The sequence below is a fragment of the Acinetobacter sp. UBA6720 genome, from assembly GCF_002454215.1.
Taxonomy (GTDB): Bacteria; Pseudomonadota; Gammaproteobacteria; order Pseudomonadales; family Moraxellaceae; genus Acinetobacter.
This window is the reverse complement of the sequence record NZ_DKIK01000140.1, coordinates 45,324-59,428: the sequence shown is the minus strand read 5'-3', so window position 1 is coordinate 59,428 and position 14,105 is coordinate 45,324. Positions and strand designations below refer to the sequence as shown.

Genomic DNA, 14,105 nt, shown 5'->3' with positions numbered 1-14,105 from the left:
AGTATGGTTCTCTCCTGCTTTTGCAGTTGAGAAAGGTGCTGCTCGTTTACCTCAACTTGCGCGTGACTTAGCGCAATGGATATTAGAAGACCATCTCCCTGTTTGCTTCCAACTCCAACTCCACAAGTTGCTTTGGAATGACGAAACTGGTCGTTAATGCATTGCCTATTCATCTTTAATTTATATTTGGAGAAATTTGTATGCGCCCTCGTGCCATAGTTTTGTTATCTGGCGGTTTAGACTCAACAACTTGTTTAGCATGGGCGCAAGCACAGTATGACTGTACAGCGCTCAGCTTTATGTATGGTCAACGCTCAACTACCGAGCTGGACGCTGCACGTGAACTGACGAAAAAAGCAGGTGTAGAACATCGTGTTATTAATATCGACTTAGGTAATTTAGGCGGTTCTGCGTTAACAGACCATAGCATTGATGTTCCAGATCATGAACAAGTCGGTATTCCTGTAACTTATGTTCCAGCACGTAACACAATTTTCTTGTCTTATGCATTAGCAGCAGCAGAAGTTTTAGATGCTGAAGCCATTGTGATTGGTATTAATGCTGTTGATTATTCAGGGTATCCAGACTGTCGCCCTGAATTTATTGAGGCATTTGCCAATATGGCTCGCCTTGCAACCAAGGTTGGCGTTGAAGGAAAACCTCTTAAATTTGAAACACCTCTGTTACATTTATCCAAAGCAAATATCATTCGCTTAGGTATAGAACATGGCGTAGACTATAGTCAAACGGTGTCTTGCTACCAAGCAGATGACCAAGGACGTGCATGTGGGAAATGCGACAGTTGCCGTCTTCGTAAAGAAGGTTTTGCAGATGCTAGCGTAGAAGATCCGACACGTTATATACCGTAATAACAAGGTACAGTTTATGAAAAATTTAAAATCAAACATTTTGCTTTCTACATTGGTGTCTGCAGCTGCATTGTTCGCAACAGCTTCACATGCTGCTGAATCGAACAAACTACAAGAAGCGTATAAAAGCACCAATGTAAAATCTGCATTGATCAATGTTTGTAAAGAAGAAACTGGGAAAAGCAAAAAGCTTAGCGCAGCGGAAGTAAGCAAATACTGTACTTGTGCAGTTGAAGCAGATGGTAAATTGACCAATGCACAAAAATGGGAAATCCAAAGTGCAATTAATCAAAAGAAAAGCCCATCTACTTTAGCTTTTGTACAAAAACAAAATAAAGACCTTCAAACATGTTTCGGTCCACAGTTAACAGGCAAATTAAAGTCTTTAACTGAAGAAGCAATGAAAGCTGCTCCGAAAAAATAATTCACAATATGTGAATGAAGCCTGCTCTATGCAGGCTTTTTTATATGCTCCAAAAGATAGAATATTTAAATATGCTTGTTGAATGGAATACAAACGTACAAGACCGCAAATTTGTTGCTTCTTACAGTGGTGGTAAAGACAGTAGTCTGGCTTTATACAAAGCCATACAAATGGGTGAAGCCATTGCATTGATTGTCATGTTAGAAGAGCAAGGCCAAAAGTCACGCTCACACGGGATGTCACTCGATATTATTCATGCGCAGGCAAAAGCAATTGGGCTTCCCATCTACAGTGCCTCTGCAACGTGGCAAGACTATGAGAACCAGTTCATTCAACTGCTACAAAAAGCTCAAAGTTTAGGTGCAGAAACATTAGTCACAGGTGATATTGATTTAATGGCACATGCCGAATGGAATCAATCCGTTTGCGATAAAACTGAGCTCAGTTTATGTATGCCGCTGTGGCAACGCCCACGTTTAGACATTGTGTATGAGTTTATTCGACTCGGTTTTCAAAGTATCATCGTTACAGTCAACTTAAATTTAGGGATGAAAATTGAGGACTTAGGTCAAGCGCTTAGCCTTGAATATATTGATGCATTGGTTGCAAGAGGCATTGATCCATGCGGCGAAGCGGGTGAATTCCACACCACGGTGATTGATGGCCCAATTTTCAAACATCCACTTTCAGTCGTTAAAGGTGATATTCTGTATCACGAAAATTATGCCTTTTTACCACTTGAATTAGAACAGCGCGACATTTAAGGATAGAACATGACTGATACGATCCAACTTCCAAATCAGAACTTTCCAGCGACAACAGGCAACGTGAACTTAACTGAAGTACCGACTGAATGGCTGATTGTGTATTTTTACCCAAAAGATTCAACGCCTGGTTGCACAACTCAAGCCGTTGGTTTTTCATGTTTAAAAGATCAGTTTGATGCCCTGCAAACCACAATTATTGGTATTTCACGTGACTCGGTTAAAGCGCATCAGAATTTTACAGAAAAGCAGGCTTTAACCATTAATTTAATTAGCGACAAAGAAGAAGTGCTGTGTAAACACTTTGATGTGATTAAAGAAAAAAATATGTATGGTAAAAAAGTGATGGGCATTGAGCGCTCAACGTTTATTTTTCATAACGGCAAACTGGTGAAAGAATATCGTAAGGTGAAAGCCGCGGGGCATGCGGAACAAGTTTTAGAAGACTTAAAAGCATTACAAGCTTAATCCACATCAGCCCGCAGATGCGGGCTTTGTTTTGTGTGATTTTTTACTGATAGATTTTATTGTACACGCTTTTTATTTCACAAGCAGCGAAATAGCGATCCCCCACATCACCAGTGCAATGATCGCATCGAGGACATTCCACGCTTTCGGATTTGAAAAAATGGGAGTAAGCATACGAGCACCATAGCCCAAAGCAAAAAAGAATAACCAAGACGCACACACTGCCCCTAGGGCAAAGTACGCAGGTTGCTCAAACTGTGTTGAAATTGAACCCAGTAAAATAACTGTATCTAAGTACACATGCGGATTAAGCCAAGTCAGCGCTAAACACAGCAAAATAATATTTAACAGCTGATGCTTTTCAATGGCACTTGCTTCCAAGCCCTGCTGTGATTTGAAGGCCCGTAGTAAATGTTGAAATCCATAACAAAATAAAAAAAGCGCCCCTGCCCATTTGGCAAACTGAATAATTTCAGGATAGTGCTGAAGCACTTTTGAAAAGCCAGATACACCCAATACAATTAAAATCGAATCTGATAATGCACAGACAAAACACACCCAAAAAACAAACTGCTTTTTGAGGCCTTGTTTCAGCACAAATGCATTTTGCGCACCAATAGCAATAATAAGACTCATCCCGACTGCAAGCCCTTGCATATATGTACTTAACATTTTGACTTTTCAACTTAATTGATAATGTCAGGATTATCTTTCATTTTTCATTAAATTAAGTATTATTTAGAAAATATCAATATAACTAAAATATTTTTAGTTTTAAGTGAGTCTCGATTATGCTCAACCATAAACAGTGTGATGCATTTTTAGCAGTAGCAGAAACAGGAAGTTTTGACCTTGCTGCCGAACACTTATGCATTACCGCTTCTGCCGTCACTTTACGTGTACAAAGCCTAGAAAAAAGTTTGGGACATTTATTGATTGTACGAGAAAGACCCTGCCGTCCCACCCAAGCTGGACAATCGCTGTTACATTACTTGCAGCATAGTCGTCTGCTAGAACAAAGCTTCATTCAGAACCTTACTGGTCATATAAACACCTCTGCTTTTTATCAGATCAACATTGCAACCAATGCCGACTCTTTAGCCACATGGCTTTTACCCGTGTTACAGTCAACATTGATTAATGAAAAGATTGTGGTACATTTTCAGGTCGATGACCAATCACAAACTCACCATTTACTTGAAGCTGGTTTAGTGAATGCCTGCGTGACGGATGAATCTCAAGCCATGAAAGGCTGCGTAGCCGAATATCTTGGGGATATGAACTACCGTTTTGTTGCAACACCTACTTTTACACAGCAATGGTTTGACCAAGGTGTCAACCGAGAATCATTACGTGCTGCTCCTGCCCTAATCTTTAATGCAAAAGATGTGCTCCATACGGCCTATATCCAACAAAAATTCGGACTTAATCCAACTCAATATCCGCATCACTTTATTCCGTCTTCCAGCGCATTTTTCGATGCGATTACCTTAGGACTCGGCTATGGCTGGTTACCTTACTATCAAGCCAAGTCTTGTTTGGAAGAAGGCTCATTGGTTGAAGTGGATCCTCAGCTCAATATTGATCAACCTTTGTATTGGCACCATTGGAAACAGCAGTCGGTGCAATTAAATGTGCTGACAGATATCTTGGTGAAAAAAGCACACGCAGAGATGAATGAGCAAAAAGTTAACTCAGAATTCTAAGCCACGCAAGCTATTGCACTTTCCACTGGCCTGACAGTTGAATATTCACTTTTTCACCTACACCACCAATCGCTTTTTTCATACCGAAATCACTGCGGTTAATCATGGCTGATGATTGAACGTCCAACAAATTAGCAGTATTTGCACTCGGTTTTAGTGTGGTACTAAATGTGACAGGTTTGGTGATGCCGCGAAGTGTTAAATTCCCAGCAATATTATATTTTCCCCCACCCAAATCTTTAAAACTGGTGCTTTTGAACGTGGCTGTTTTGTATTTGGATGCATAAAACAAATCTTCACCCAAAATCATATTTTTCAATGAAGGCTTGCTCAAGCTTAGGCTATTTACATCCATAACAAAATTTGTCGAAGCATGCTGTGGTGCTTTGGCATCAAACTGCATGCTGGATTGCACACGATTGAACTTGGCTTTTACTACAGTCACACCTAAGGATTTAATTTCAAAGCCTACATTGCTTTGTGGTGTCAACGTCCAAGCTTCAGCTTGCGCGTGTGTACTACAGGCAAATATAACACCTGCAATCATCAAGGTATTTTTAATGACAGTATTAGATATCGTCTGTTGTTTTCTATCCATTGCAGTTGGTCCTCGTCGAAATATTTTTATTCGACTGAGAACCTTAGTCTAAATTGGATGTGTCCTGAGTTAAAAATTTGTGTTGCAACTGTTTATAAATTTCACTTTGTTGGAATTTATGTAAAAAATCACTCGTCCCTAAAGGAAACGCTTGTTCTAAAATTTCCCCACGATAGTAAGCTTCACGAACAGGTGTAGCAGACATCGCATCTTGCAGGCTATCGAGCTCTACCATTTCCCACTCTGGAAAAAGCTGTAAATAATATGATGAATCGTCTTTAAAATGGCCAATGAGTCCAACTTTAGCATCAGGTGTGACTACATGATTCACTAATTTTTTTACCAGTTGCACCCATTTAACATCATTATAAACGTCAATTACATGTACAAAGTGAATCCGTTTTTGATGCGCTTCTGAAAAGTTAGATAAAATCATTTCTTCACGTTCAGATGCTAAAAATGGATTTTTCGTATTTCGTTCATTTTGTGCAGAACCTAAAGCCAAAATGACATTTTCACTTTGCTCCAAAGCAATCTTGATGGTTTGCATATGTGCCAAGTGAAATGGCTGGAAACGACCAATGAATACGAGATAATCAAATGTGTATGGCATAAATCTTTTACTTTTTTATGAACTGGTCAGTTATGTCGATCATAAAATTATGCGACATAATGAACCCATAAAATTAAATCAGACTTTCAAGCAAGGATAGTACGATGACACTGAGCTGTATTCAACAACCTCATCAACATTTGAATGCAAAATTAGATAATGGTGTACTGACATTAGCCATTAATCGTCCTGAAGCAAAAAATGCATTGTATAGCGAACTTTATTTGTGGATTGCAAAAGCTTTAGATGAAGCAGATCAGGACAATAGCGTTCGTACCGTGATTCTACGTGGTGAAGATGCAGACTTTACCGCAGGCAACGACATGCAAGACTTTATGAAATCTGCGGCGCAAAAAGGTCAAGCACCAGCATCTGAAGGCCCTCCATTTATTTTACTCAAATCTGCAGCGAAGTTTTCTAAACCATTGATTGCTGCTGTACGTGGCGTGGCGATTGGTATTGGGGTAACGATCTTATTACATTGTGACTTGGTGTATAGCGACAACACTACCCTATTCCAAATTCCATTTGTCAGCCTTGGCTTATCTCCAGAAGGAGCTTCAAGCAAATTGTTGGTTGAACAAGCGGGTTACCACAAAGCTGCGGAATTACTGCTGACCGCTCAGAAATTTGACAGTGCAACTGCAGTTGCTGCAAATATTGTGAACAGTATTGAAGATGATGTATATGCAGTAGCAGCTAAAAAAGCAGCACAATTGTCTACTTTACCTTTAGCATCCTTGGTTAAGTCTAAAGGCCTGATGAAACATAATGTGAATGAAATTGTGGCTTGGATTGATCATGAAGCTGAGATTTTCATGGATCGCGTTGGTTCGCCTGAAATGATGGAAGCTGTAGCAGCATTTATGCAAAAACGTAAACCTGATTTTTCCCAGTTCAATTAAGGCTTTATAACTTGACTGAAAAAACCACTACGTTTATTAAAACGCAGTGGTTTTTTTACTTTTAGTCCCAACATATTTTAAAACCCAATCTGGAAATACTTCTTATGTCGAACACTACAGAAAAAAAACGCTATTTTGAGCCCGCGCCACAAGACATTGATGTTGAGAATTTTAAAAAAGTCATTCAAAGTCGCCGTTCTGTTCGTAAATTTACGGATAAGACCATTCCAGCCGAAGTGCTTGATGACTGTTTAGATTTGGCACTACTTGCACCAAATTCATCCAACTTACAGCCTTGGACTTTTTATGTGGTTCAAAATCCAACGAAAAAGAAACTATTGGTTAAAGCTTGCCTAAATCAGCTTGCAGCAAAAACAGCGTCAGAACTGATCGTGTGTGTCGCACGTACTGACCGTAATGATGAAATGGCAAAACGTAACATTACAGAGTTCCCTTTCCCTGAAGCCCCTGCAAGTGTACTCAAATATTACAAGTTTATTCCTTATAACTATAAAACAGGTTACTTAAATGCGTTAGGTAACTTTAAGAAAGTTGCTTTCAAAATCGCACGTAGCTTAGACAAACAACTACCCGTAACCACATTTAACCAAGCAGATACAAAACTTTGGGCAAGTAAAACCACAGCTTTGGCTTGTGAAAACCTTGTCCTAGCTTTACGTGCCTATGGTTTTGATAGTTGTATGATGGAAGGTTTTGATGAGCCTTTGGTTCGCAAAATTTTGAATCTAAACGAGCAGCAATATCCTGTGATGGTGATTGGTGCAGGTGAGCGTGCGACCGATGGGGTGTTTTTCCCGCAGTATCGTTTTGATCGTGAGTTATTTATTCAGAAGGTTTAATATTAGTTTTCTCAATGGAATCTTTTCATTAAAGTTTTAATTTCAGGATTAACCTTCGGTTCGACCTACTTTTCTTTCGGGAAAAGTAGACAAAACCATTGTCATTCGCAAAACTCGTTCTATTCCGTCGTTTATCAATTTAGTCGCAGAAACTTTATCTGATAAATTAAGTCCTGCCTCAAACAGTTGCGAATGCCGTTAACGTGTATCAAATATATTTTTAGGTTCATCATTAAAGTACATCGACCATCTGAATAAACTCAAAAGCGGGTTCTTCATAGGGATGACTTAATTTTAAAGCCTTTGCCACAGCAGAAGCCTTTTCCTCTGGAACAATGGTTTCCACCCGCCACTCTGGAATTTTCTCCAAAGCATCCAACTGACCTATAAACGGATTTGCGCCTTTTACAGGTTTAAACTGGCCTATACCCAAGACCTGCCAAGCACAGTGTTCATAGTTCCCTATACCACCTGCCCCTGCTTCAAAAATCGCAAGTTTGGTAGATTCAAGGTGAGATTCAAGTACATAGTAGATGAGTTTGAGCATTAATAATACCTTTTTAATTAAAATCAGTTACTTGTATTTAATATCACGCATGCTATATTAGTATAAAATATAGACAACATAGATTTATGACTACCACCTATACTTATGAACTAGCTAATTTTGTTTGCAAATTTAATTCATATAATTTAATGGATATGCTTCATGAAGTTGTTATTCCAGCATTTACAATAGAAGATACGTGGAAAGTAAAACGAGGGAATTTTTTCTTTCAATCAACTCAAATAGTAGAATTACCAAATCAATCTGAAAAGACATTTGCAGTAATCGGAAGATTTATTCGAGATACTAAATTAACAAGTACTCAGATCTATGATTATGAAACTAAAGAACTAATTTCTCAGAAAGATTCCATCCAAACTTCACCATCTGCGTTATTTGTACTTATTTTAAATAACCATCGTTTGATATATTTAAAAGAAACCCCTCATGCTCCAACATTAGAAATGTTTAAAGAAACATGTCAAACATTTTTTAGACGACAAACTAGAATTCATATTGAATCTCTACTTCAGGACTCACGAAAAGATTTTATAGTAAAATATGGATTACCTGATATCCATATCACTCCATTAAACACAAAAGAAAGCTTAGAAGATTTTTTGACACAATATAAAAAAATTCAAAGCATAAAAATTACTCTTAAGAAAAGAAATGATGAACTTCAATTTAAAAATGATTTAATTAAAAGAGCACAATTGAAATCAGATGCTATTCAAAGTAGCAATACGACCCTTATGTTTAGTAATAAAAAGAATGGTTTAAATTTTGATGAAACATTAGATCAACTCAGCGAAGCTACAGAACAAGGTAACCAAGGTATTCAAATTGAAGGGGTCAATGCTAATGGAGATTTAATAAAAGGCAATAATGATAAATTCAAAGTTATAAAGACAATTAAAGACATCAGCTTAGATAATATACTTTCTACTGGAAAAAAATTATATGGTTCATTTCTTAAACTCACTTCGCAAAAGGAGATTATTGTTCCTCCAACTAAGCCTGCGGTTATAGAGCAACTTAAAACTCTAGAACAACGAAAGAGCACACAGAAAAATGACTGAAAATAAAAATGTAGAAATGTGTAACGAGCTATTAGATGAAAAAAATTTATTTGATGTATACCTGACTTCAAGAAAAATTCCATTTTCCAATACAAACATCTTTTTGCTAACAATATTTAGTATTCTTTCATTTTCTTTAAGCTTAGGTATTAATAGCAGTGAACTAGCAGAGATGATCCCTACCATTTCTGCCAGCCTTATAAGTGTAATTCTTACAGTTCTTGGATTTCTTATAGCTGGATATGCAATTTTTTGTTCTGTAATGAATCATACTCTTTCTATTGAAATATATAACTCCAATACGAAACCTTTTGGTTTTTCACAATTAAAGTACTCACACCTGTTATTTATGCGAGTATTTTTCTATTATTTACTATATACAATGTTTTTAACTTTTATTATATTTTTTTCAAAATCTAAGATATTAGAACCACTTATTACAAACAAAATTGAGAATATTAATTGTTTCTATCATCTAATCAATTACTTAGTATTCAATATACTATTTATAGGCATTTCATTTCTTTTGCTTCAATTAGCATCATTTACATTTAATATTTATCACTCCGTCATGACTTCAATTTGCTTAAACGAAATTAATAAATAAACCGCCTGAAAAACTGTCCAACTTTATGGGGTCAGTTCAGTCAGTTCACATGGCGATTTTTTAATTATTAAAATCACATCTGCGACGCATAACCCAAAATCAAAAAGATCAATTGCAAGCTCAAAATCACAGCAAACAACTTCCATCCTTTTTTACGCAATGCAGACTTATCGACTGCTTCGTATGTAACTGTTTTAATCATGTCATCACCTCATACATGAGTGTTGATACTGAAATTGTTTAGTAATCCATCTTTCTTCTATTTTGCATGATAATTGTGCATTTATTACACAATATCACTTTCACACAAATATAAAAGCAAAATCTAAACCAACATCAGCGGGAGAAATAAAAAATTAAAAAACAAAAAAGACGATTCAATAAAAAAGCCACCCGAAGGTGGCTTTTAAAACACTGACTTCAGATTAACCAATGAACTTACGTGCATTGCGGAACATACGTAACCATGCACCGTCTTCAGTCCACTCTTCAGGCTTCCAAGAATGCTGTACAGCACGGAAGTTACGTTCAGGGTGCGGCATCATAATTGTTGCACGACCATCTTTCGATGTAACACCTGAAATCGCTTCTGGCGAACCATTCGGGTTCATTGGATAGTGTTGAGTTGGATTCCCTTGACTATCAACATAACGCAAGATCACTTGATGACCTGTATTTAATGCAGCCAAGTTATCCGCGCTTGTCACCACACGACCTTCACCATGTGCAACTGCGATCGGCAGGATTGAATCTTCCATACCTTCTAACAATACAGAGTTCGATTTTTCAACACGAACGTTAACTGCACGTGCTTCAAACATCTCAGAAGTGTTGCGATGGAAACGCGGCCAAGCTTCAGCACCCGGAATCAGTGGAGCCAATTGCGACAACATTTGACAGCCGTTACAAATACCAAGAGAGAACGTTTCATCACGGTTGAAGAATTTTTCAAATTGGTCACGAAGTTTTGGGTTGAACAAAACTGATTTCGCCCAGCCACCACCCGCACCCATGACATCACCGTAAGAGAAACCACCACATGCCACAAGACCTTCAAAGTCATCTAGGCTGATACGACCTGCAAGCAAGTCGCTCATGTGCACATCTACAGTGTTAAAACCAACTTTGTCGAATGCCGCAGCCATTTCAACATGACCATTTACGCCTTGTTCACGTAAGATCACCATGTTTGGACGACGTTCGTTGATATACGGTGCTTCAATTGGCTCATTCAAATCAAATGTAGGTTTTGCAATAATACCAGCATGTGATTTGTCCGTGATCAATGCAAATTCTTGATCCGCTGTTTCCACGTTATCACGTAGACGTTGAATCTGATGTGACACTTCAGTCCACGCCACTTGCAAGTCTGCACGTTCAAGCACTAATCCATTTACAGTCAACTGATCAGTATTGTTTACCTTACCAATCACCGCAATTGCATCACGTAATGTAGATGCCGAAACTTCGTCTGCAAGTGTTGCCCAATCAGATGCGCTGATTTGAAGCACTGCACCAATTTCTTCTGCAAATAGACTTTCAGTTGATTGATCTTCTAAAGCCACACCGAGACGTGCTGCAAACATCATTTCCGCAACAGTTGCAAGCAAACCACCATCACCGATGTCGTGGTACGCCTTAATTAAGCCCCGGTTGTTCCAATCTTGAACCAATGCAAAGAAAGCTTTGAAGTCGTCAAAACTATCCACATCAGGTGTCACTGAACCAATCGCTTTATAAACCTGAGCAAGGATCGAACCACCTAGACGGAACTGACCTTTAGAAAGATCAATACGAACCAGTACTGATTCTTCGTCTTTCAATTCAGGCGTCAAGGTTTTACGTACATCAGTTACAGGTGCAAAGGCTGTGATTACCCCTGACATCGGTGAAGTCACTGACTTGTCTTCGCCTTCATCATTCCAAGTAGTGCGCATTGACAATGAGTCTTTACCCACTGGAATTGCAATACCGAGTGCAGGACACATTTCCATACCGATGGCTTTTACACCTTCGAATAAAGCTTGGTCTTCACCTTTTTGCCCTGCCGCCGCCATCCAGTTTGCAGACAATTTAATGTCACTGATCTGGTCGATTTTTGCAGACATAATATTCGAGATCGACTCTGCAACCGATAAACGTGCAGATGCCGCAGGATTTAACAAGGCAACTGGCGGACGTTCGCCCATCGCCATTGCTTCACCTGTGTAACCTTGTAAGCTTGTTGTCGTCACTGCTGCATCTGCAACAGGAACCTGCCAACGACCCACAAACTGATCACGTGCAACCATACCTGTAATTGAACGGTCGCCAATGGTGATCAGGAATGATTTCGATGCAACCGTTGGATTTTTAAGTACACGGTAAATCGCATCTTTTAAATCTGTGACTTTAGATGCGTCAAAGTCGTCGCCTTGACGTTCAATCGTTTCATACGAACGGCTCATGCGAGGTGTGCCACCCAGCATGACTTGCATTGGCATATCCACGGCTTTGTTATCAAACAATGGATCGTTCACTGTCAATTGACGCGCTTCAGTTGCTTCACCTAAAACAGCAAACGGACAACGTTCACGCGCACATAATGATTCAAATAGTTCTAAAGAACTTGGACGAATCGCCAACACATAACGTTCTTGCGCTTCGTTTGACCAGATCTCCATTGGAGACATGCCCGGTTCAAGCGATGGAATCTTACGCAAATCAAGAATCGCACCCAGTTCGTGGTCATTCACCAGTTCAGGCATTGCATTTGAAACACCACCTGCACCCACGTCATGCACAGACACGATTGGGTTGAAGTCTTCCATACGCCAGCATGCATCAATCACTTCTTGGCAACGACGTTCCATTTCAGGGTTTTCACGCTGTACGGAAGCGAAGTCTAGGTTTTCACCGAGTTTACCGCTGTCTACAGAAGATGCCGCACCGCCGCCTAAACCGATCAGCATTGCAGGGCCGCCGAGAACGATCAGTAAATCACCTGGTTGAATCGCATCTTTTTCCACGTGGTCTGGACGGATGTTACCGTAACCACCCGCAATCATGATTGGCTTATGGAAGCCTTTCACATCGCCATTCACGTTTTGTTCAAAAGTACGGAAGTAACCGTTTAACGCAGGACGACCAAACTCGTTGTTGAATGCAGCACCACCCAAAGGCCCCTCAATCATGATTTGAAGTGGCGATGCCATACGAGATGGTTTACCGTAGTTTTCTTCCCAAGGCTGTTCAAAGCCCGGAATATTTAAGTTTGAAACCGTAAAGCCTGTTAAACCTGCTTTTGGTTTACCACCACGACCTGTTGCGCCTTCATCACGGATTTCACCGCCTGAACCGGTCGCAGCGCCCGCAAATGGCGCAATCGCTGTTGGGTGGTTATGCGTTTCCACTTTCATGAGGATGTGAGCGGCTTGGCTCTTATACTTATAAACGTGGTGACCAGTCGCTTCATCTTTCTTCGGATAGAAACGCTGAGTATCAAAGCCAACAATCACCGAAGCATTGTCTTTATATGCTGACAATACATCTGTTGGTGATTCTTTATAGGTGTTTTTAATCATTTGGAACAATGACAATGGCTGTTTTTCACCATCAATTGTCCATTCAGAACCAAAGATTTTATGACGACAGTGCTCTGAGTTTGCCTGAGCAAACATCATTAGTTCAATATCGTGTGGATTACGGCCGAGCTTGTTAAAAGCAGCAACCAAATAATCAATTTCTTCATCAGATAGCGCAAAACCAAACTCAGAGTTTGCTTTCACTAAAGCGTCTTTACCCTGACCTAATATGTCAATTGCATTTAAAGGCTTTGGTGCAGTTTCAGAGAACAATGCAGCAGCGTCTTCAATTTGATTGAACACACTTTCAGTCATGCGGTCATGTAAAACTTGTTTCACTGCATCCGATACTTCAGAAATACCTTTTAAAGTAAACAAAACACCGCGTTCTAAGCGGTGTATCGGGGTATTACAGTTGGCAAAAATATCCGTTGCCTTTGATGACCACGGCGAGATTGTGCCTACACGTGGCGTCACAAGGACTTGAACTTCATCACTTGTCGCTTGGCGAACTTGGAAGGTTGCGCCATCATTTAATAACTGCAAAGCAGATTGCTGTTGTTGCTCGTCGAGCGCTTGGTCGAAAAGGTAAACCCATTGGCTTTCTATTGATTGAACAGAACTAATAGACGATAGACGTGTTAAAAGTTGTGTTTGCTTAAAAGAAGAGTGTGCAGGTGCACCGGCAACGATAAACATGCTGTTTTTGGCTCCACGGGCAGGTCTAGACAACCTACCTCAATGTGACTTGAAGAGAGCGCATATTCTACTGTGTATTGCCAAAATCAGCTAGTCGTCTACGACTTAAAAAAGTGAGATTTCTTTGTTTTAAAAGATCAATTTACTTTGACTTTAAAAATCAAACATGATTAGTAACAAATGTTTTAAGGGATAAATTTCAAAGATGCCCGACTTTTGGGCTTTTGTTGGGTTCTAAAAACCATTTTCAATTGATACTCAGGCTACAAATAAAGAAGTTGATAGCCTCCTTGAGAACAAACAAGACTGCTTTAAGATGCTCTATTGAAGAAAATTTAATACCGCATAAATTAAAAGACAACTTATGTCGCAGCCCTCTAGAGCTCGTCACACTTTTTTG

General features: G+C 39.3%; 14 protein-coding genes and 1 pseudogene. 9 read left to right on the top strand and 6 right to left on the bottom strand.

All coding sequences use genetic code 11. The features are described from left to right. The 5 genes and pseudogenes from B4F08_RS12060 to B4F08_RS12040 form a co-directional block, all read left to right on the top strand. Window positions 1–157, top strand: a pseudogene (locus B4F08_RS12060) (7-carboxy-7-deazaguanine synthase QueE); the annotation flags it as partial. A gap of 43 nt (window positions 158–200) precedes the next feature. After that, window positions 201–869 carry a 7-cyano-7-deazaguanine synthase QueC gene (queC, locus tag B4F08_RS12055; RefSeq protein ID WP_291374478.1) on the top strand — a complete coding sequence of 223 codons (669 nt, stop codon included), beginning with the start codon at window positions 201–203 and terminating at the stop codon, window positions 867–869. 16 nt (window positions 870–885) lie between these two features. Beyond that, window positions 886–1,293, top strand: coding sequence for a hypothetical protein (locus B4F08_RS12050; protein ID WP_086208267.1), 408 nt, complete (start codon window positions 886–888; stop codon window positions 1,291–1,293). 71 nt (window positions 1,294–1,364) lie between these two features. Beyond that, window positions 1,365–2,057 (top strand): diphthine--ammonia ligase, encoded by a 693-nt coding sequence (locus B4F08_RS12045; protein ID WP_291374501.1) that lies wholly within the window; start codon window positions 1,365–1,367, stop codon window positions 2,055–2,057. Window positions 2,058–2,066: 9 nt separating this feature from the next. Beyond that, complete coding sequence (locus B4F08_RS12040; protein ID WP_086208268.1) at window positions 2,067–2,525, top strand: peroxiredoxin; 459 nt, start codon at window positions 2,067–2,069, stop codon at window positions 2,523–2,525. A 72-nt stretch (window positions 2,526–2,597) separates the two neighbouring features. On the opposite strand, the gene B4F08_RS12035 is transcribed toward B4F08_RS12040, so the two are convergent. After that, the gene (locus tag B4F08_RS12035) at window positions 2,598–3,197 is read right to left on the bottom strand and encodes a LysE/ArgO family amino acid transporter (protein ID WP_086208269.1); all 600 of its coding nucleotides are present in this window, start codon (window positions 3,195–3,197) and stop codon (window positions 2,598–2,600) included. A 119-nt stretch (window positions 3,198–3,316) separates the two neighbouring features. Here B4F08_RS12035 and B4F08_RS12030 point away from each other — a divergent pair, with 119 nt between their 5' ends. Next, window positions 3,317–4,231 (top strand): LysR family transcriptional regulator ArgP, encoded by a 915-nt coding sequence (locus tag B4F08_RS12030; RefSeq protein ID WP_291374477.1) that lies wholly within the window; start codon window positions 3,317–3,319, stop codon window positions 4,229–4,231. Window positions 4,232–4,241: 10 nt separating this feature from the next. Here B4F08_RS12030 and B4F08_RS12025 read toward each other — a convergent pair whose 3' ends face one another. Both B4F08_RS12025 and B4F08_RS12020 read right to left on the bottom strand, forming a co-directional pair. After that, a complete protein-coding gene (locus B4F08_RS12025) occupies window positions 4,242–4,829 on the bottom strand; it encodes a YceI family protein (protein ID WP_291374476.1) in 588 nt (195 codons plus the stop codon). Window positions 4,830–4,872: 43 nt separating this feature from the next. Further along, window positions 4,873–5,442: a nicotinate-nicotinamide nucleotide adenylyltransferase gene (locus B4F08_RS12020; protein ID WP_291374475.1), complete on the bottom strand. Its 570-nt coding sequence runs from the start codon at window positions 5,440–5,442 to the stop codon at window positions 4,873–4,875. 104 nt (window positions 5,443–5,546) lie between these two features. Between B4F08_RS12020 and B4F08_RS12015 the strand changes: the two genes are divergently transcribed. Together B4F08_RS12015 and B4F08_RS12010 are read left to right on the top strand one after the other, a co-directional pair. Next, a complete protein-coding gene (locus B4F08_RS12015; RefSeq protein WP_291374474.1) occupies window positions 5,547–6,347 on the top strand; it encodes an enoyl-CoA hydratase-related protein in 801 nt (266 codons plus the stop codon). 104 nt (window positions 6,348–6,451) lie between these two features. Continuing rightward, window positions 6,452–7,207: a nitroreductase family protein gene (locus B4F08_RS12010; RefSeq protein WP_086208274.1), complete on the top strand. Its 756-nt coding sequence runs from the start codon at window positions 6,452–6,454 to the stop codon at window positions 7,205–7,207. Between the two features lie 232 nt (window positions 7,208–7,439). Here B4F08_RS12010 and B4F08_RS12005 read toward each other — a convergent pair whose 3' ends face one another. Continuing rightward, window positions 7,440–7,754, bottom strand: a complete 315-nt coding sequence (locus tag B4F08_RS12005; RefSeq protein ID WP_291374473.1) for an NGG1p interacting factor NIF3 — start codon at window positions 7,752–7,754, stop codon at window positions 7,440–7,442. 86 nt (window positions 7,755–7,840) lie between these two features. Between B4F08_RS12005 and B4F08_RS12000 the strand changes: the two genes are divergently transcribed. Next, window positions 7,841–8,836, top strand: a complete 996-nt coding sequence (locus tag B4F08_RS12000) for a hypothetical protein (protein ID WP_291374472.1) — start codon at window positions 7,841–7,843, stop codon at window positions 8,834–8,836. 680 nt (window positions 8,837–9,516) lie between these two features. Here the strand turns inward: B4F08_RS12000 and B4F08_RS11995 are convergent. Next, window positions 9,517–9,645 (bottom strand): KGW motif small protein, encoded by a 129-nt coding sequence (locus B4F08_RS11995; RefSeq protein ID WP_291374471.1) that lies wholly within the window; start codon window positions 9,643–9,645, stop codon window positions 9,517–9,519. A gap of 223 nt (window positions 9,646–9,868) precedes the next feature. Next, window positions 9,869–13,705, bottom strand: coding sequence for a phosphoribosylformylglycinamidine synthase (gene purL, locus B4F08_RS11990; RefSeq protein ID WP_291374470.1), 3,837 nt, complete (start codon window positions 13,703–13,705; stop codon window positions 9,869–9,871). Between the last annotated feature and the right edge of the window lie 400 nt (window positions 13,706–14,105).